The organism is Stenotrophomonas sp. yr243 (assembly GCF_900184195.1).
GTDB classification, from domain to species: Bacteria; Pseudomonadota; Gammaproteobacteria; order Xanthomonadales; family Xanthomonadaceae; genus Stenotrophomonas; species Stenotrophomonas lactitubi.
Genome location: NZ_FXWT01000001.1, coordinates 1405210 through 1421032 on the forward strand (window position 1 = coordinate 1405210; position 15823 = coordinate 1421032).

Annotated in this window: 28 protein-coding genes and 1 pseudogene; all 29 read right to left on the reverse strand. The window is 62.1% G+C overall.

What is annotated here, in order from left to right; all coding sequences use genetic code 11:
- Positions 1-94: 94 nt before the first annotated feature.
- Positions 95-601 carry a disulfide bond formation protein B gene (locus tag QOL57_RS06710; protein WP_089239011.1) on the reverse strand — a complete coding sequence of 169 codons (507 nt, stop codon included), beginning with the start codon at positions 599-601 and terminating at the stop codon, positions 95-97.
- A gap of 193 nt (positions 602-794) precedes the next feature.
- Entirely contained in the window at positions 795-1178 is a 384-nt protein-coding gene (gene rplQ, locus QOL57_RS06715) for a 50S ribosomal protein L17 (RefSeq protein ID WP_089239009.1), read from the reverse strand.
- Positions 1179-1375: 197 nt separating this feature from the next.
- Positions 1376-2374, reverse strand: a complete 999-nt coding sequence (gene rpoA, locus QOL57_RS06720; RefSeq protein ID WP_025879320.1) for a DNA-directed RNA polymerase subunit alpha — start codon at positions 2372-2374, stop codon at positions 1376-1378.
- A gap of 55 nt (positions 2375-2429) precedes the next feature.
- Entirely contained in the window at positions 2430-3059 is a 630-nt protein-coding gene (rpsD, locus tag QOL57_RS06725) for a 30S ribosomal protein S4 (protein ID WP_025879319.1), read from the reverse strand.
- 15 nt (positions 3060-3074) lie between these two features.
- Positions 3075-3464 (reverse strand): 30S ribosomal protein S11, encoded by a 390-nt coding sequence (rpsK, locus tag QOL57_RS06730; RefSeq protein WP_004145443.1) that lies wholly within the window; start codon positions 3462-3464, stop codon positions 3075-3077.
- Between the two features lie 11 nt (positions 3465-3475).
- Entirely contained in the window at positions 3476-3832 is a 357-nt protein-coding gene (gene rpsM, locus QOL57_RS06735; protein ID WP_025879318.1) for a 30S ribosomal protein S13, read from the reverse strand.
- Between the two features lie 346 nt (positions 3833-4178).
- Positions 4179-5546, reverse strand: coding sequence for a preprotein translocase subunit SecY (secY, locus tag QOL57_RS06740; protein ID WP_025879317.1), 1368 nt, complete (start codon positions 5544-5546; stop codon positions 4179-4181).
- A gap of 7 nt (positions 5547-5553) precedes the next feature.
- Entirely contained in the window at positions 5554-5997 is a 444-nt protein-coding gene (gene rplO / locus QOL57_RS06745; RefSeq protein ID WP_089239007.1) for a 50S ribosomal protein L15, read from the reverse strand.
- Positions 5998-6001: 4 nt separating this feature from the next.
- Complete coding sequence (gene rpmD, locus QOL57_RS06750; protein ID WP_089239005.1) at positions 6002-6193, reverse strand: 50S ribosomal protein L30; 192 nt, start codon at positions 6191-6193, stop codon at positions 6002-6004.
- Positions 6186-6728: a 30S ribosomal protein S5 gene (rpsE, locus tag QOL57_RS06755; RefSeq protein WP_025879314.1), complete on the reverse strand. Its 543-nt coding sequence runs from the start codon at positions 6726-6728 to the stop codon at positions 6186-6188. Before rpsE ends, rpmD begins: the two co-directional genes overlap by 8 nt.
- Before the next feature lie 161 nt (positions 6729-6889).
- Positions 6890-7243: a 50S ribosomal protein L18 gene (gene rplR, locus QOL57_RS06760; protein ID WP_025879313.1), complete on the reverse strand. Its 354-nt coding sequence runs from the start codon at positions 7241-7243 to the stop codon at positions 6890-6892.
- Positions 7244-7329: 86 nt separating this feature from the next.
- Positions 7330-7854 carry a 50S ribosomal protein L6 gene (rplF, locus tag QOL57_RS06765; protein WP_089239003.1) on the reverse strand — a complete coding sequence of 175 codons (525 nt, stop codon included), beginning with the start codon at positions 7852-7854 and terminating at the stop codon, positions 7330-7332.
- A 17-nt stretch (positions 7855-7871) separates the two neighbouring features.
- Positions 7872-8270, reverse strand: coding sequence for a 30S ribosomal protein S8 (rpsH, locus tag QOL57_RS06770; RefSeq protein WP_025879311.1), 399 nt, complete (start codon positions 8268-8270; stop codon positions 7872-7874).
- Positions 8271-8502: 232 nt separating this feature from the next.
- Positions 8503-8808: a 30S ribosomal protein S14 gene (gene rpsN / locus QOL57_RS06775; RefSeq protein WP_089239001.1), complete on the reverse strand. Its 306-nt coding sequence runs from the start codon at positions 8806-8808 to the stop codon at positions 8503-8505.
- Between the two features lie 18 nt (positions 8809-8826).
- On the reverse strand, positions 8827-9369 hold the full coding sequence (gene rplE, locus QOL57_RS06780) for a 50S ribosomal protein L5 (protein WP_025879309.1): 543 nt from the start codon (positions 9367-9369) through the stop codon (positions 8827-8829).
- Positions 9370-9380: 11 nt separating this feature from the next.
- Positions 9381-9698 carry a 50S ribosomal protein L24 gene (gene rplX, locus QOL57_RS06785; protein WP_025879308.1) on the reverse strand — a complete coding sequence of 106 codons (318 nt, stop codon included), beginning with the start codon at positions 9696-9698 and terminating at the stop codon, positions 9381-9383.
- 16 nt (positions 9699-9714) lie between these two features.
- On the reverse strand, positions 9715-10083 hold the full coding sequence (gene rplN, locus QOL57_RS06790; RefSeq protein ID WP_025879307.1) for a 50S ribosomal protein L14: 369 nt from the start codon (positions 10081-10083) through the stop codon (positions 9715-9717).
- Positions 10084-10095: 12 nt separating this feature from the next.
- Positions 10096-10365: a 30S ribosomal protein S17 gene (gene rpsQ, locus QOL57_RS06795; protein WP_004145355.1), complete on the reverse strand. Its 270-nt coding sequence runs from the start codon at positions 10363-10365 to the stop codon at positions 10096-10098.
- Positions 10366-10376: 11 nt separating this feature from the next.
- The gene (gene rpmC / locus QOL57_RS06800; protein WP_025879306.1) at positions 10377-10562 is read right to left on the reverse strand and encodes a 50S ribosomal protein L29; all 186 of its coding nucleotides are present in this window, start codon (positions 10560-10562) and stop codon (positions 10377-10379) included.
- On the reverse strand, positions 10562-10975 hold the full coding sequence (gene rplP, locus QOL57_RS06805) for a 50S ribosomal protein L16 (protein WP_025879305.1): 414 nt from the start codon (positions 10973-10975) through the stop codon (positions 10562-10564). Before rplP ends, rpmC begins: the two co-directional genes overlap by 1 nt.
- A gap of 5 nt (positions 10976-10980) precedes the next feature.
- A complete protein-coding gene (gene rpsC / locus QOL57_RS06810; RefSeq protein ID WP_004145350.1) occupies positions 10981-11715 on the reverse strand; it encodes a 30S ribosomal protein S3 in 735 nt (244 codons plus the stop codon).
- 18 nt (positions 11716-11733) lie between these two features.
- Positions 11734-12069, reverse strand: coding sequence for a 50S ribosomal protein L22 (rplV, locus tag QOL57_RS06815; RefSeq protein WP_004145348.1), 336 nt, complete (start codon positions 12067-12069; stop codon positions 11734-11736).
- Positions 12070-12081: 12 nt separating this feature from the next.
- Positions 12082-12351 (reverse strand): 30S ribosomal protein S19, encoded by a 270-nt coding sequence (rpsS, locus tag QOL57_RS06820; RefSeq protein WP_004145340.1) that lies wholly within the window; start codon positions 12349-12351, stop codon positions 12082-12084.
- 6 nt (positions 12352-12357) lie between these two features.
- Positions 12358-13185, reverse strand: coding sequence for a 50S ribosomal protein L2 (gene rplB, locus QOL57_RS06825; RefSeq protein WP_025879304.1), 828 nt, complete (start codon positions 13183-13185; stop codon positions 12358-12360).
- A gap of 10 nt (positions 13186-13195) precedes the next feature.
- Positions 13196-13495, reverse strand: coding sequence for a 50S ribosomal protein L23 (gene rplW, locus QOL57_RS06830; RefSeq protein WP_025879303.1), 300 nt, complete (start codon positions 13493-13495; stop codon positions 13196-13198).
- Complete coding sequence (gene rplD / locus QOL57_RS06835) at positions 13492-14097, reverse strand: 50S ribosomal protein L4 (RefSeq protein ID WP_025879302.1); 606 nt, start codon at positions 14095-14097, stop codon at positions 13492-13494. The genes rplW and rplD overlap by 4 nt, the downstream gene beginning before the upstream one ends.
- A gap of 12 nt (positions 14098-14109) precedes the next feature.
- Positions 14110-14760 (reverse strand): 50S ribosomal protein L3, encoded by a 651-nt coding sequence (gene rplC / locus QOL57_RS06840; protein WP_049470484.1) that lies wholly within the window; start codon positions 14758-14760, stop codon positions 14110-14112.
- An 11-nt stretch (positions 14761-14771) separates the two neighbouring features.
- The gene (gene rpsJ, locus QOL57_RS06845) at positions 14772-15083 is read right to left on the reverse strand and encodes a 30S ribosomal protein S10 (RefSeq protein ID WP_010341589.1); all 312 of its coding nucleotides are present in this window, start codon (positions 15081-15083) and stop codon (positions 14772-14774) included.
- A 333-nt stretch (positions 15084-15416) separates the two neighbouring features.
- Positions 15417-15823: pseudogene (gene tuf / locus QOL57_RS06850) on the reverse strand (elongation factor Tu); the annotation flags it as partial.

The following is a 15823-nucleotide window of genomic DNA, read 5'->3' on the forward strand; positions in this document are numbered from 1 at the left end:
GAAACCCGGAGCTCGCAGTAGAGCCACGCCATGCGTGGCTGCGAACGGGGTCAGAGCCCTTTGCTCCGCAAAGGGATCCGACCCCGTTTCGCTTTCAGCGCTTGACCTTGCGCAGCGATACAACCAACGCCCACAGCGCCAGCAGCACGAACCACACGCCCGACCACATCGGCATGGTCAGACCGAGGAAGGTCCAGTCGATGTTGCCGCAGTTGCCGGTGCCGGTCAGCACGGTGCGGAACACTTCCAGCGGCCCCATGGTTTCGCGCAGGAACGCCAGCGGCGGGCCACAGGTCGCACCCATCTCCGGCGGCAGCATCTGCACGTAGACGTGGCGTGCGGCGATGCCCACGCCCACGGCAGCGGCGATGAACGCGAGGATGCCGTAGGTCGCCCGCCCCGGGCGATTGGACGGCCCGTGCAGGGCGCCGATCAGGAACAGCAGCCCCAGAGCGACGAACGCCAGGCGCTGGAAGATGCACAGCGGACACGGCTCCAGCCCCATCTTCAACTGCAGGAAGATGGCGTAGCCCAGCAGGCCCGCGCAGATCAGGAAGCCCAGCAGGAACTGGGCGCGGAAAGGCCAGCGCAGAGGATTCATCGGCAACGCTCGTGTAGTACGGACCGCAAGCGTAACCGAGACTGCGCGCCGTTCGAACCGCCACAACGTCGCGCCCGTCGGAACGGTGCGGAGTCGGATCCCTTTGCGGATGCAAAGGGCTCTGACCCCGCAGAAACGGAAAAACCCGGCACGAGGCCGGGTTCTTCACCGAATGACGGGTGTCGCGCGTCGATTATTCTTCGACGGCTTCAGCCACGACCGGACGGTCAACCAGTTCGACGTAGGCCATCGGCGCGTTGTCGCCGGCGCGGAAGCCGCACTTCAGCAGGCGCAGGTAGCCGCCCGGACGGGTCGCGTAGCGCGGGCCCAGGATGGTGAACAGGTTGCCGACGGCTTCGTTGTCACGCAGGCGGGCGAAGGCCAGACGACGGTTGGCGACGGAGTCGACCTTGGCCAAGGTGATCAGCGGCTCGGCGACGCGGCGCAGTTCCTTGGCCTTCGGCAGGGTGGTCTTGATCAGCTCGTGCTTGAACAGCGAGGCGGCCATGTTCTTGAACATCGCTTCGCGGTGGGCGCTGGTACGGCTGAACTTACGGCCGGATTTCTGGTGACGCATGGTGATATTCCTTGGTTAATGATGTGGCTTTGCGGATCGTTGTCGCCTTCCTGGCGCTGCTGCTCGGACTGCGGTTGGTCCTGGCCATCCGTCCTGGACGACCTGCCCGCGAACCTTCGTTCGTCGTGGCGGTATTGCCTTGGTGCAATGGCCCCGCCGTTGCCGACGGGGCCATGCAGTCTTGCAGAAAGGCTGTATCAGCCCAGCATGCCGTGGCTGGCGACGCCGGCCGGCGGCCAGTTCTCCAGCTTCATGCCGAGCGACAGGCCACGCTGGGCCAGCACTTCCTTGATCTCGGTGAGCGACTTCTTACCCAGGTTCGGGGTCTTCAGCAGCTCGACTTCGGTCTTCTGGATCAGATCGCCGATGTAGTAGATGCTCTCGGCCTTCAGGCAGTTGGCCGAACGCACGGTCAGCTCCAGATCGTCGATCGGGCGCAGCAGCACCGGATCCACGCCGTTGTTGGCCGGCTTCGCCGCACCGCGGTCGCGGTGGGTGAAGTCACCGAACACCGACAGCTGATCGCTGAGGATGTCGGCAGCGGTACGCACTGCTTCTTCGGCGTCGATGGTGCCGTTGGTCTCGATATCGATGACCAGCTTGTCCAGATCGGTGCGCTGTTCGACACGAGCCGCTTCCACGGCATAGGCGACACGGCGGACCGGCGAGAACGAGGCATCCAGGACCAGACGGCCGATAGCACGGGTTTCTTCGTCCGGACGACGACGCGCAGCAGCCGGCTGATAGCCGAAACCACGCTCGATCTTCAGACGCATGTTCACTGCCGTGTCCTTGGTCAGGTGGCAGATCACGTGGTCGCCGTTCAAGATCTCCACATTGTGGTCGACCTTGATGTCGGCAGCGGTGACAACGCCCGGACCCTGCTTGGACAGGGACAGAGTCGCGTTGTCGCCAGAGTGCATACGGATGGCCACGTCCTTCAGGTTCAGCAGGACTTCCAGCACATCCTCCTGCAGACCTTCGACCGTGGTGTACTCGTGCAACACGCCGTCGATCTCGACTTCCGTGATGGCGAAGCCCGGGATGGACGACAGCAGCACGCGACGCAGGGCATTACCCAGCGTATGCCCGTAACCCCGCTCCAAAGGTTCGATAACGACCTTTGCACGGGTGTCGGTAATGCGTTCGATCTGCGGACCGCGAGGACGCAGAACCTGGTTGGCGGTAACCGTCATGTTGCGGGTTCTCCTAGTGAACCCCCGGCCGTCGCCGGGGGCTCTCCAATGTGAATTACTTCGAATACAGCTCGACGATCAGCGCTTCGTTGATGTCCGCAGGCAGATCCGAACGATCCGGAACAGCCTTGAAGATGCCGGAGAACTTGCCGGAATCCACTTCAACCCACGACGGGCTCAGGTCATGCTGGGCGGCGACGGTCAGGGCTTCCTGGACGCGCAGCTGCTTGGCAGCCTTTTCAGACAGGGCGATGGCGTCGCCAGCCTTGACCTGGTACGAGGCCAGGTTGACCGACTTGCCATTCACGGTGACGCCGCGGTGCGACACCAGCTGACGGGCAGCCGGACGGGTCACGGCGAAGCCCATGCGGTAGACAACGTTGTCCAGGCGGGTTTCCAGCAGCTGCAGGAGGTTCTCGCCGGTGTTGCCCTTCTTGGTCGAGGCCTTCTTGTAGTAGTTGCGGAACTGACGCTCCAGCAGACCGTAGATACGCTTGACCTTCTGCTTTTCACGCAGCTGGGTAGCGTAGTCGGACAGCTTGCCCTTACGGGCAGTGGCGCCATGCTGGCCGGGCTTCTGCTCCAACTTGCACTTGGAATCCAGCGCACGCGCCGGGCTCTTCAGGGACAGGTCGGCGCCTTCGCGACGGGCGAGCTTACAGGTAGGACCGATATAACGAGCCATTTCTTATCGCTCCCTTTAGACGCGACGCTTCTTCGGCGGACGGCACCCGTTGTGCGGGATAGGCGTCACGTCGATGATGTTGGTGATCTTGTAGCCGACGTTGTTCAACGAACGCACGGCCGACTCACGGCCCGGACCCGGACCCTTGATGCGGACTTCCAGCGACTTCACGCCGTAGTCCAGCGCAGCACGACCGGCCTTTTCGGCAGCCACCTGGGCTGCGAACGGGGTCGACTTGCGCGAACCGCGGAAGCCAGCGCCACCGGAGGTCGCCCACGACAGAGCGTTGCCCTGACGGTCGGTGATGGTCACGATGGTGTTGTTGAACGAAGCGTGGACGTGGGCAACGCCGTCGGTGACGACGCGCTTGATCTTCTTCTTGGTCTTAGCAGCAGGCTTAGCCATTTATATGTCCCTTACTTCCTGATCGCCTTGCGCGGGCCCTTGCGGGTGCGGGCGTTGGTACGGGTGCGCTGGCCACGCAGCGGCAGACCGCGACGGTGACGCAGGCCGCGGTAGCAGCCCAGGTCCATCAGGCGCTTGATCGCGATACCGATTTCACGGCGCAGATCGCCTTCCACGATGTACTTGCCGACTTCGGCGCGCAGGCGCTCGATTTCCGGCTCCGACAGATCGCGGATCTTGGTGGTCGAAGTGACGCCTGCGACTTCGCAGACCTTCTTCGAACGGGTACGGCCGATGCCGTAAATGCTTTGCAACCCGACCCAGACATGCTTCTGGGCTGGCAGGTTGACGCCTGCAATACGCGCCATGACGCGGTTCTCCAGCTGAGTGATGGCCGACAGCGCGCTCAAGGCACGCCGATCCGGCAGGATGGATCAAAAAAGTGAACCAGTGATACTAACAAGGTTCCGGTTTACTTGGAAGCCCGTGAAACCAGAGGTTTCATGAACCCGGCCCGGGGAGTGTGCCCAGGCTCCGGCGCCGGATGGGGTTGGACCTGGAGTTGCCTCCCGGGCCGCCCGCGCTACTCCAGCGCGGGACCACCTCATCACACCCCCACCCGGAACCGCTGCGGGGGCCGCCCTTCGTTTGTGTGGCCAGAGTCCGCGAAGCGGAGGACCATCACGTCAGGAAGACGAAAGTATAGCAGGCTAATCAGCCGCGAGCAAAACCACCGCGGTTGCCGCCCTTCAGGTTGGCCTTCTTCAGCAGGCTCTCGTACTGGTGGGACATCAGGTGCGCCTGCACCTGGGCGATGAAGTCCATCACCACCACCACCACGATCAACAGCGAAGTACCGCCAAAGTAGAACGAGGCATTCAACTGCGTGCGCATCAGTTCCGGCAGCAGGCAGACGATCACCAGGTAAGCCGAACCGGCAGCAGTCAGTCGGGTCAGCACGCCATCGATGTAGTCGGCGGTGGCCTTGCCCGGACGGATGCCCGGAATCAGCGCGCCCGACTTCTTCAGGTTGTCGGCGGTTTCCTGCGAGTTGAACACCAGCGCGGTATAGAAGAACGCGAAACCGGTGATCAGCGCAGCGAACACGATCATGTGCAGCGGCTCGCCCGGACCCAGGGCATTGGCGACCTTCTGCAGGGTCTGGCCAAAGGTGCTCTGGTTGGCAGCCTGGCCGGACCACATGGCCAGGGTGGCCGGGAAGGCCAGCAGGCTCGAGGCGAAGATCGCCGGGATGACGCCGGCCATGTTCAGCTTCAGCGGCAGGAACGAGGTCTGGTTCATGTACGCGTTGCGACCGCCCTGGCGGCGCGCGTAATTCACCGTGATCCGGCGCTGGCCGCGTTCGACGAACACCACGAAGAAGGTGAAGGCGAGCACGACGATGGCGATCAGCAGCAGCTGGATGAACTGGATGTTGCCGTCGCGGTAGGCGTCGAAGGTGTGGATGACCGCACCCGGCAGGCCCGCCACGATACCGGCGAAGATGATCAGCGAGACGCCGTTGCCGATGCCGCGCTCGGTCACCTGCTCACCAACCCACATCAGGAACATGGTGCCGGCGGTCAGTGCGACCACGGCAGTGAGCACGAAGCCCATGCCCGGCATGTACACGACCGGTGCGCCAGTCGGCGACACCTGGCCCTGCAGCGCCAGCGCGATAGAACCGCCCTGCACTACTGCGAGCAGCACGGCGCCAATGCGCGAATACTGGGTGATCTTGCGGCGGCCGGACTCACCTTCCTTCTGCATCGCCTTCAGGGCGGGGAAGATGTGCACAGCCAGCTGCATCACGATCGATGCCGAAATGTACGGCATCACGTTCAGCGCGAAAATGCTGAAACGGTGCAGGGCGCCGCCCGAGAACATGTTGAACATGTCCACGATTCCGCCGCCCTGCTGTTGCATCATGGCAAGCATGGCATCGGGATTGACGCCCGGCACCGGCACGTAGCAGCCGATGCGATAGACGATCAAAGCCCCGACGACGAACAGCAAACGTTGGCGAAGTTCAGTGAACTTGCCCATTCCGCCCGCGAGGTTACCGATGCCAGCTTGCGCCATGATTCTCTTACTCCGTTACGCTGCCGCCGGCAGCTTCGATCGCAGCCTTGGCACCAGCCGTGGCAGCAACACCCTTCAGGGTGAACGCCTTGGTCACTTCGCCCTTGACGACGACCTTGGCCTTCTTGGCAGTGCTCGGGACCAGCTTGGCAGCACGCAGGGCAGCGAAGTCGATCTCGCCGGCCGGCAGCTTGTCCAGCTGGTACAGCAGCACTTCAGCGGTGTCCTTGGCGATCGGCGAACGGAAGCCGATCTTCGGCAGACGACGCTGCATGGGGGTCTGGCCGCCTTCGAAGCCAGCCTTGATCTTGCCGCCACCCTTACGGGCGAACGAACCCTTGTGGCCGCGGCCGCAGGTCTTGCCCAGGCCGGAACCGATGCCGCGACCGACGCGGGTACGCTCCTTGCGGGCGCCCGGTGCCGGGCTCAATTCATTCAGATGCATGGTCATTGGATTATTCCTCAACCTTGACGAGGTAGTGGACCTTGTTGATCAGGCCGCGAACCTGCGGGCTGTCCTTCAGTTCACGCACATCGTTCAGCTTGCCCAGACCCAGCGCACGCACCGACAGGCGATGACGCGCCTGGGCACCACGCAGGCCGCGAACCAGACGGACCTTGACGGTCTTGGTGGTTTCATTAGCCATGGTTGAGATCCTCCACCTTCTTGCCGCGCTTGGCCGCGATACGAGCCGGCGACTGCGCTGCAGTCAGGCCCTTCACGGTGGCACGCACCAGGTTGATCGGGTTGCGCGAACCGGTGGCCTTGGCCAGCACGTTCTTCACGCCCACTGCTTCCAGCACGGCGCGCATGGCACCACCGGCAATGACGCCGGTACCTTCGGAAGCCGGCTGCATGAACACGCGCGCTGCGCCGTGACCATCCTTGATGGTGTGCCACAGGGTGCCGTTGTTCAGATCGACGGTGACCTGGTTCTTGCGAGCCTGCTCCATCGACTTCTGGATGGCGACCGGCACTTCGCGGGCCTTGCCATAACCGAAACCGACCTTGCCTTCGCCGTCGCCGACAACAGTCAGGGCGGTGAAGGTGAACTGACGGCCACCCTTGACGGTCTTGCTGACGCGGTTGACCGCGACCAGCTTTTCGATCATGCCGTCGTCGACTTTCTCTTCGCGGTTACGGTCGCGATCGCGACCCCGCTGCTGACGTTCTTCTGCCATGTTTATTCCTTGGTTGTTGGGTTATGTACGGCTCGAGGCCGCTTATGGTTGTGGAGTGACGCGTTGTTGCGGTGGGCCGCTGCAGAAGAGCGGCGCCGCCCAGCCTCACTCAGGCTGGCGAGCAGGTGGGCATGGGGACCGAAGTCCCCTGCCCTGATCCCTTAGAACTGCAGGCCGGCTTCGCGGGCAGCGTCAGCCAGGGCCTTGATGCGGCCGTGGTAACGGTAACCCGAACGATCGAAGGCAACCTTCTCGACGCCGGCGGCCTTGGCGCGCTCAGCGACGATGCGGCCAACCTTGGCGGCGGCATCGGCGTTCTTGCCGTTCTTCAGGCCTTCCTTGATGTCGGCCTGGGTGGTGTTGGCAGCAGCCAGCACCTTCGAGCCGTCAGCGGTGAAGACCTGTGCGTACAGGTGCTGGCCGGTGCGCAGCACCGACAGGCGGGCAACACCGAGCACACGGATGTGGGCACGGGTCGACTTGGCGCGACGCAGGCGGGCGATGTTCTTGTTCATGATGTTTTTTCCTTGAAAGCTGAAGGTTGGGCTTTTCCCTGGAAAGTCCGCACATGGATCTGCGGGCTCTTGCGAGGGACTCGCGCTTACGCCTTCTTGGCTTCCTTACGGATGATGACTTCGTCGGAGTACTTCACGCCCTTGCCCTTGTACGGCTCCGGCTTGCGGAACGCACGGATCTTGGCGGCAGCTTCACCGACGGCCTGCTTGTCAGCGCCCTGCACCAGGATTTCGGTCTGGGTCGGGGTGGTGATGGTGATGCCTTCCGGCGCCACGAACACGATCGGGTGCGAGTAGCCCAGCGACAGGCTGAGGTCCTTGCCCTGCATCGCAGCACGGTAACCCACGCCGACCAGCTCAAGCTTGCGCTCGAAGCCTTCGGAAACACCCTTGACCATGTTGGACAGGATGGCGCGGACGGTACCGGTCAGCGGGATCAGGTCCACGTTGTCGGTGCTCAGGGTGGCAACGCCGTTTTCGACATTGATGTTGATACCAGCCGGCTTGGCCAGCGACAGGGTGCCCTTCGGGCCCTTGGCGATGACGTTGTCGTTCTGGACGTTCAGTTCAACCTTACCCAGGTCGATCGGCTTCTTGGCTACACGGGACATGGTCTACTCCTTTCGCCTTAGGCCACGAAGCACAGGACTTCGCCGCCGACGCCCAACTGGCGCGCCTGCGCATCAGTCATGATGCCCTTGGAGGTGGAAATGATGGAAATGCCCAGGCCGTTCATGACCTTCGGCAGTTCGCTCTTGCCGCGGTACTGGCGCAGGCCCGAACGCGAGAAGCGCTTCAGGGTCGCGATGACCGGCTTGCCTTCGAAATACTTCAGCACGATTTCCAGCTCGGACTTGTTGTTCTCGAGCGCGGTCACGCGCAGGTCGGCGATGTAACCCTCGTCCTTCAGGACCTGGGCGATCGCAACCTTGATCTTGGACGACGGGGCTTTCACCGTCTGCTTGCCAACCGCTGCCGCATTCTTGATGCGGACCAGCAGGTCGGCGATGGGATCAGTCATGCTCATATGAGTACCTTTGAGTGCACCGATATCCGCTTTCGCGAAAATCTGTTGTCTCCTGGAAACGGGCCAGGCCCCCTCCCCCTACGCATTGCGCAGAGCAAGACGCGGGAGTATACGCCAAAAGAGCCCGACTTGCGCCGGGCTCTTCGGTTTTTTGCAGAGGGAAAGCTGAACACTCCCCCTCCCCGGCTGCGAGGGCCCCCGAAGGCGCCCTCGCTGGCAGGACCGGCTGGAATTACCAGCTGGCCTTGCGCAGGCCCGGAACGTCGCCACGCATGGTGGCTTCGCGCAGCTTGTTGCGACCCAGGCCGAACTTGCTGTACACGCCACGCGGGCGGCCAGACAGTTCGCAACGGTTGCGGTGGCGGCTCGGCGACGAATCGCGCGGCAGCTTCGACAACTTGGTGGAGGCCTCGATCTTCTCTTCGTAGCTCGCGTCCGGGGAGGACACGATCTTCTTCAGAGCAGCACGCTTGACAGCGAACTTTTCAGCCAGCTTCTTCCGCTTGATGTCGCGGTTGACCATGGAGGTCTTTGCCATTTCGGTTTCCTCGACGAATCAGTTACGGAACGGGAACTTGAACGCTGCCAGCAGCGCCTTCGCTTCCGCGTCGGTCTTCGCAGTGGTGGTGATGGCGATATCCATACCGCGGATCGCGTCGACAGCGTCGAAGTCGATTTCCGGGAAGATGATCTGTTCCTTCACACCCATGTTGAAGTTGCCGCGACCGTCGAAGGAACGACCGGAAACACCACGGAAGTCGCGCACGCGCGGCAGCGAGATGTTGATCAGGCGGTCCAGGAACTCGTACATCTTGTGGCGACGCAGCGTGGTCTTGCAGCCGATCGGCCAACCATCACGGATCTTGAACGATGCCACCGAGATACGCGACTTGGTGACGATCGGCTTCTGGCCCGAGATCTTGGTCATGTCGCCAACGGCGTTTTCCAGGATCTTCTTGTTGGTGGCCGCTTCGCCGACACCCATGTTCAGGGTGACTTTGACCAGCTTCGGCACCTGCATGGAATTGGTGTAACCGAACTGCTTCATCAGCGCCGGCACCACTTCTTCCTTGTAAAACTTTTCGAGACGGGAAGTCATCTTCTCATTCCTCAGGCGTCGAGCGCCTCACCGCTGGAGCGGAACACACGCAGTTTGCGTCCATCCTCCAGCACCTTGAAGCCAACGCGCTCGCCCTTGCCCGAAGCCGGGTTCAGCACATTCACGTTGGAGATATGGATCGACGCTTCACGCTCGACCACGCCGCCGGCAACACCTGCCTGCGGGTTCGGCTTGGTGTGGCGCTTGACGATGTTCACGTTGGCGACGACCAGACGGTCGCCATCGACGCGGACGACTTCGCCCTGCTTACCCTTGTCCTTGCCAGCGTTGACGACAACCTGGTCGCCCTTCTTGATACGGTTAGCCATGATTATCTCCTGTCGCTCACAGCACTTCGGGAGCGAGCGAGACGATCTTCATGAACTTCTCCGAACGAAGTTCACGAGTCACCGGCCCGAAGATACGGGTCCCGATCGGCTCCTGCTTGTTGTTAAGCAGAACGGCAGCGTTGCCGTCGAAGCGGATCAGCGAGCCGTCGGCGCGACGCACACCCTTGCGGGTACGCACCACGACGGCGTCATACACTTCACCCTTCTTGACCTTGCCGCGCGGAATCGCATCCTTCACGGTGACCTTGATGATGTCGCCGATGCCGGCGTAACGGCGCTTGGAACCACCCAGCACCTTGAAGCACATCACTCGCTTGGCACCAGAATTGTCGGCGACGTCAAGGTAGCTCTGCATCTGGATCATGATTCAGACTCCTTATTCAGCCGCACGCGTGATGACTTCCACCACGCGCCAGTTCTTGGTCTTGGACATCGGAGCAATCTCGGTCACGCGGACGACATCGCCTTCCTTGCAGGCGTTGTCGGCATCGTGGGCGTGCAGTTTCGTCGAGCGCTTGATGTACTTGCCGTACAGTGCGTGCTTGACCTGACGCTCGACCAGGACGGTAACCGTCTTGTCCATCTTGTTGCTGACGACACGGCCTTCGACCGTGCGCAGCGCTTTGTTTTCAGTATTGTCGCTCATAGCGGCCATCCTTACTTCGTGCTGCCGAGCAGGGTCTTGACGCGAGCAATTTCGCGACGCACCCGGCGGATGTCGTGTGTCTTCGGCAGCTGGCCGGTGACCTGCTGCATACGGACAGAGAACTGTTCCTTACGCAGGTCGATCAGGTGGGCCTTGAGGTCGTCAGCCGACTTTTCACGGAGAGTTTTGATATCCATCAGCGCACCGTCCGGGTCACGAAAGTGGTGGTGACCGAGAGCTTGGCAGCGGCCAGGCGGAACGCCTCGCGTGCCACTTCCTCGGTAACACCCTCGATTTCATAGATCATGCGGCCGGGCTGGATCTGGGCCACCCAGTATTCCACGTTGCCCTTACCCGAACCCATTCGAACTTCGATGGGCTTCTTGGTGATGGGCTTGTCGGGGAACACTCGGATCCACATCTTGCCGCCGCGCTTCACGTAGCGGCTGATCGAGCGGCGAGCCGCTTCGATCTGACGCGCGGTCAGCTGACCGTGGGCGGTTGCCTTCAGGCCGTACTCGCCAAAGCTGACAGCGTTTGCGCTCCAGCTGAGGCCTTCGTTACGGCCCTTGTGCACCTTGCGGTACTTGGTTCGCTTGGGTTGCAACATTGTCGTTACCTCGCTTCACGAGCCGGGCGCTGACGGTCACCGCGGTCGCCGCGATCATGACGATCGTTGCGCGACGGGGTGTCGTCCTGCTTTTCCTGGCCAACCTGGGAGAAATCGAAGACCTCGCCCTTGTAGATCCAGACCTTGATGCCGATGATGCCGTAGGTCGTCTTGGCTTCAGCGAAGCCATAGTCGATGTCGGCACGCAGCGTGTGCAGCGGCACGCGGCCTTCGCGGTACCACTCCGAACGGGCGATTTCTGCACCGTTGAGGCGGCCACCGACGTTGACCTTGATGCCCAGGGCACCCAGGCGCATCGCATTGCCGACCGAGCGCTTCATTGCACGGCGGAACATGATGCGACGCTCCAGCTGCTGCGCGATCGATTCGGCAACCAGCTGTGCGTCCAGCTCGGGCTTGCGCACTTCGGTGACGTTGATGTGCGCCGGAACGCCCATCATCTCGCTCACTTCCTTGCGCAGCTTCTCGATGTCCTCACCGCGCTTGCCGATCACCACGCCCGGACGGGCGGTGTGGATCGTCACGCGAGCGGTCTTTGCCGGACGCTCGATCAGGATCTTGCTGATGCCGGCCTGAGCCAGCTTCTTGCGCAGCATTTCGCGCACTTTCAGGTCGGCTGCCAGGTAACCAGCGAACTCGGCCTTGTTGGCGTACCACTTGGAGTTCCAGTCCTTGGAAATGCCGAGGCGGATACCAATCGGATGAACTTTATGACCCATGGTCTTTTCCTTATCCGCTTACTTGGCGGCGCCAACAACCACAGTGATGTGGCTGGTGCGCTTGAGGATGCGGGTACCGCGGCCTTTCGCCCGCGCCATGAAACGCTTCAGGGTCGGACCTTCATCTACCATGATGGTCTGAACCTTCAGCTCGTCGACGTCGGCGCCCTGGTTGTTCTCGGCATTTGCAATAGCCGACTCCACCACCTTCTTGATCAGGTGGGCAGCCTTCTTGTCCGAGAACTTCAGCAGGTTGACGGCACGCTCGGCCGGCAGACCGCGCACCTGGTCAGCGACCAGACGTGCCTTCTGCGGGGAGATGCGCGCGGTGCGCAGGATGGCTTTCGCTTCCATTGTCATCTCTCCTTACTTGCCCGACTTCTTGTCACCACCGTGACCCTTGAAGGTCCGGGTGATGGCAAATTCGCCGAGCTTGTGGCCGACCATGTTCTCGTTGACGAGAACCGGGATGTGGTTCTTGCCGTTATGCACGGCAATGGTGACGCCTACCATGTCAGGCAGGATCATCGAACGACGCGACCAGGTCTTGATCGGACGCTTGCTACCCGCAGCGGCAGCCACCTTAGCAACCAGGTGGTGATCGACAAACGGGCCCTTCTTGAGTGAACGTGCCATGGTCGATTAGCCCCTACGATCGCGGACGATGAACTGCTGAGTGCGCTTGTTATGGCGCGTCTTGTAACCCTTGGTCGGAACACCCCACGGGGTGACCGGATGCGGGTTACCCTGGCCGGCCTTCGCCTCACCACCACCGTGCGGGTGGTCAACCGGGTTCATGGCAGCACCACGAACGGTCGGGCGGACGCCGCGCCAGCGCTTGGCACCGGCCTTGCCCAGCTTTTCCAAGCTGTGCTCGTCGTTGCCGACTTCGCCGATGGTCGCGCAGCACTCAACCGGAACCTTACGCATTTCACCCGAGCGCAGGCGCAGGGTGGCGTAGATGCCTTCACGAGCAACCAGCTGCACGGCAGCACCTGCAGCGCGGGCGATCTGAGCGCCCTTGCCCGGCTTCAGCTCGATGCAGTGGATGGTGGTACCGACCGGGATGTTGCGCAGCGGCAGGGTGTTGCCCGCCTTGATCGGAGCATCCGAACCAGCGATCACCTGATCACCAGCCTTCAGACCCTTCGGGGCGATGATGTAGCGGCGCTCGCCGTCGACGTAGCACAGCAGGGCGATGTGGGCGGTGCGGTTCGGATCGTATTCGATGCGTTCCACGCGCGCCGGGATGCCCAGCTTGTTGCGCTTGAAGTCAATCAGGCGGTAGTGCTGCTTGTGGCCACCACCGACGTGACGCACGGTGATGCGGCCGTGGTGGTTGCGACCACCCGAACGGCTCTGCGACTCGACCAGCGGAGCGTGCGGAGCGCCCTTGTGCAGGTCGGGAGTAACCACGCGCACGGCCGAACGGCGACCGGGAGAAGTGGGCTTGAATTTCATCAATGGCATGGGATGTACCTCAGGCCTTGGCCGTTACATCGATCGACTGGCCGTCGGCCAGGCGAACGTACGCCTTGCGCCAATCGCCGCGGCGGCCAGCACGGTTACGGAAGGACTTGTTCTTGCCCTTGACGTTGACCACGTTGACTGCTTCGACCTTGACGTCGAACAGCTGCTCAACCGCGGCCTTTACATCGGCCTTGGTGGCTTCGTTCGAAATTTCGAAGACGTACTGATTGGAGAGTTCCTGCAGGCGCGCGGTCTTTTCGGAGACACGCGGGGCGAGCAGCACGCTGAAGATTTTTTCGTTGCTGTTCATGCCAGCCACTCCTCGACCTTCTTGACCGCGTCAGCGGTGATGACGACCGTGTCGGCACCGACCAGCGACACCGGATCCAGGCCCTGGACGTCACGCACTTCCACGTAGGGAATGTTGCGCGCCGACAGGTACAGGTGCTCGGAGGCTTCTTCAGTGACGATCAGCGGGCGCTTGCCCACTTCCAGGCCGGCCAGCTTGGCGATCAGAGCCTTCGTGTTGGTCGCTTCGACATCGAAGGACTCCACGATGGTCAGACGGCCCTGACGGTTCAGCTCGGACAGGATCGCGCACATGGCGGCACGGTACTGCTTACGATTGACCTTCTGCTCGAAGCTGCGCGGCTTTGCCGCGAAGGTGACACCGCCGCCGACGAAGATCGGAGCCGTCAGTGCGCCATGACGCGCGCCGCCGCCCTTCTGCTTCTTCGACTTCTTGGTGGTACCTGCCACTTCGGAGCGAGTCTTCTGCGCCTTGGTGCCGGCGCGACCGGCGTTGCGGTAAGCAACGACGACCTGGTGAACCAGATCTTCGCTGAAATCGCGACCGAACACGGCGTCGGAGACCGAGACCTTGTTATTGCTACCCGTGATAACGAGTTCCATCGTCATCTCTCCTTATGCCTTGCTCGCCGGACGGACGATCACGTCGCCACCCGCCGCGCCCGGAACGGCGCCGCGAACTGCGATCAGACCGCGCTCGACGTCGACCTTGACAACTTCCAGGTTCTGGGTGCTCTGCTGCACCGAACCCATGTGACCGGACATCTTCTTGCCCGGGAACACGCGGCCGGGCGTCTGGCGCTGACCCAGCGAACCCGGCGCGCGATGCGACAGCGAGTTGCCGTGGGTAGCGTCACCCATGCGGAAGTTGTAGCGCTTGATGGTGCCCTGGAAGCCCTTACCCTTGGTGACACCCTGGACGTCGACGATCTGGCCGACTTCAAAGATGTCCGCCTTGACTTCGCCACCAACGGCGAAATCGCCGAGCTGGGCGTCTTCAACGCGGAATTCCCACAGGCCACGGCCCGCTTCCACTTTCGCCTTGGCGAAGTGGCCGGCTTCCGGCTTGTTGACCAGGGCAGCGCGACGCGCGCCGACGGTCACCTGCACAGCGCTGTAGCCGTCAGCTTCGACGGTCTTGATCTGCGCGATGCGGTTGGGGGTTGCTTCGATCAGGGTCACCGGGATGGAACGGCCATCTTCGGTGAACACGCGGCTCATGCCAGCCTTGCGGCCCACGAAGCCCAACGAATATTTCTTCGTCATGGTCGTAGTCCTCAGGTCAGCTTGATCTGAACGTCGACGCCGGCAGCCAGTTCGAGCTTCATCAGCGCGTCCACGGTCTTGTCATTCGGGTCAACGATATCGAGCACGCGCTTGTGCGTGCGGGTCTCGTACTGGTCACGCGCGTCCTTGTCGACGTGCGGGGAGACGAGGATGGTGTAACGCTCGATCTTGGTCGGCAGCGGGATCGGGCCACGCACTTGCGCGCCGGTCCGCTTCGCCGTCTCAACGATCTCGCTGGCCGAACGGTCGATCAAACGATGATCGAACGCTTTCAGCCGGATCCGGATCTTTTGGTCCGCCATGGCGGTAGGTTCCTTCGATAAAAGAGCGACAGACAAAGCCTCTGGGTTGCTTTGCCCCATGAAATCCCTGAATACAGACGGCCCGCATTCCCGCAGGCCGACAAGGTCAATCCGTAGACCCCAAATGCATAGGCAGACCCATGAAACTGGCCTGCCCAGACGGAGAAGCATAATGGCACGCAAGGCAGCTGTCAACAGTCTCCTGTTGACGCCGCCTGAATGGCATTGACCCTTCCTGGTCCGGGGAACACAAGGCACATCCTGTGCCTACTTTCCCGTTTGATACGCCCCGATGCCCTACCCAGGCAACATCGGGGCGCAGATTCTAGCAGATTACTCGAGGATGGTGGCAACCACGCCAGCACCGACGGTACGGCCACCTTCGCGGATTGCGAAGCGCAGGCCGGCGTCCATGGCGACCGGGTTGATCAGGGTGACAACCATCTTGATGTTGTCGCCCGGCATCACCATCTCGACGCCTTCCGGAAGCTCGACCGCACCGGTGATGTCGGTGGTACGGAAGTAGAACTGCGGACGGTAGCCCTTGAAGAACGGGGTGTGACGGCCGCCTTCGTCCTTCGACAGAACGTAGACTTCGGCGTCGAACTTGGTGTGCGGCTTGATCGAACCCGGCTTGGCCAGAACCTGGCCACGCTCGACGTCGTCACGCTTGGTGCCGCGCAGCAGCAGACCAGCGTTGTCGCCTGCCTGACCCTGGTCCAGCAGCTTGCGGAACATTT

Bases quoted from the DNA above. Each gene is read 5' to 3' on its own strand.
- secY (WP_025879317.1), bottom strand. From the start codon at position 5,546: ATGGCGCAAGCTGGCATCGGTAACCTCGCGGGCGGAATGGGCAAGTTC.
- rpsD (WP_025879319.1), bottom strand. From the start codon at position 3,059: ATGGCTCGTTATATCGGTCCTACCTGTAAGCTCGCCCGTCGCGAAGGC.
- rpsK (WP_004145443.1), bottom strand. From the start codon at position 3,464: ATGGCTAAGCCTGCTGCTAAGACCAAGAAGAAGATCAAGCGCGTCGTC.
- rpmD (WP_089239005.1), bottom strand. From the start codon at position 6,193: ATGGCTAATGAAACCACCAAGACCGTCAAGGTCCGTCTGGTTCGCGGC.
- rpsM (WP_025879318.1), bottom strand. From the start codon at position 3,832: ATGGCGCGTATTGCAGGCGTCAACCTGCCAGCCCAGAAGCATGTCTGG.
- rpsC (WP_004145350.1), bottom strand. From the start codon at position 11,715: ATGGGTCATAAAGTTCATCCGATTGGTATCCGCCTCGGCATTTCCAAG.
- rplQ (WP_089239009.1), bottom strand. From the start codon at position 1,178: ATGCGTCACCAGAAATCCGGCCGTAAGTTCAGCCGTACCAGCGCCCAC.
- rplR (WP_025879313.1), bottom strand. From the start codon at position 7,243: ATGAACAAGAACATCGCCCGCCTGCGTCGCGCCAAGTCGACCCGTGCC.
- rplB (WP_025879304.1), bottom strand. From the start codon at position 13,185: ATGCCATTGATGAAATTCAAGCCCACTTCTCCCGGTCGCCGTTCGGCC.
- rpmC (WP_025879306.1), bottom strand. From the start codon at position 10,562: ATGGATATCAAAACTCTCCGTGAAAAGTCGGCTGACGACCTCAAGGCC.
- rplP (WP_025879305.1), bottom strand. From the start codon at position 10,975: ATGTTGCAACCCAAGCGAACCAAGTACCGCAAGGTGCACAAGGGCCGT.
- rplV (WP_004145348.1), bottom strand. From the start codon at position 12,069: ATGGAAGCGAAAGCCATCCTGCGCACCGCGCGCATCTCCCCGCAGAAG.
- rplE (WP_025879309.1), bottom strand. From the start codon at position 9,369: ATGACTTCCCGTCTCGAAAAGTTTTACAAGGAAGAAGTGGTGCCGGCG.
- rpsQ (WP_004145355.1), bottom strand. From the start codon at position 10,365: ATGAGCGACAATACTGAAAACAAAGCGCTGCGCACGGTCGAAGGCCGT.
- rplX (WP_025879308.1), bottom strand. From the start codon at position 9,698: ATGGCTAACCGTATCAAGAAGGGCGACCAGGTTGTCGTCAACGCTGGC.
- rpsE (WP_025879314.1), bottom strand. From the start codon at position 6,728: ATGGCAGAAGAACGTCAGCAGCGGGGTCGCGATCGCGACCGTAACCGC.
- rplW (WP_025879303.1), bottom strand. From the start codon at position 13,495: ATGAACAGCAACGAAAAAATCTTCAGCGTGCTGCTCGCCCCGCGTGTC.
- rpsJ (WP_010341589.1), bottom strand. From the start codon at position 15,083: ATGGCGGACCAAAAGATCCGGATCCGGCTGAAAGCGTTCGATCATCGT.
- rpsN (WP_089239001.1), bottom strand. From the start codon at position 8,808: ATGGCAAAGACCTCCATGGTCAACCGCGACATCAAGCGGAAGAAGCTG.
- rpoA (WP_025879320.1), bottom strand. From the start codon at position 2,374: ATGACGGTTACCGCCAACCAGGTTCTGCGTCCTCGCGGTCCGCAGATC.
- QOL57_RS06710 (WP_089239011.1), bottom strand. From the start codon at position 601: ATGAATCCTCTGCGCTGGCCTTTCCGCGCCCAGTTCCTGCTGGGCTTC.
- rpsH (WP_025879311.1), bottom strand. From the start codon at position 8,270: ATGAGCATGACTGATCCCATCGCCGACCTGCTGGTCCGCATCAAGAAT.
- rplN (WP_025879307.1), bottom strand. From the start codon at position 10,083: ATGATCCAGATGCAGAGCTACCTTGACGTCGCCGACAATTCTGGTGCC.
- rplF (WP_089239003.1), bottom strand. From the start codon at position 7,854: ATGTCCCGTGTAGCCAAGAAGCCGATCGACCTGGGTAAGGTTGAACTG.
- rplD (WP_025879302.1), bottom strand. From the start codon at position 14,097: ATGGAACTCGTTATCACGGGTAGCAATAACAAGGTCTCGGTCTCCGAC.
- rplC (WP_049470484.1), bottom strand. From the start codon at position 14,760: ATGACGAAGAAATATTCGTTGGGCTTCGTGGGCCGCAAGGCTGGCATG.
- rplO (WP_089239007.1), bottom strand. From the start codon at position 5,997: ATGACCATGCATCTGAATGAATTGAGCCCGGCACCGGGCGCCCGCAAG.
- rpsS (WP_004145340.1), bottom strand. From the start codon at position 12,351: ATGGCACGTTCACTCAAGAAGGGCCCGTTTGTCGATCACCACCTGGTT.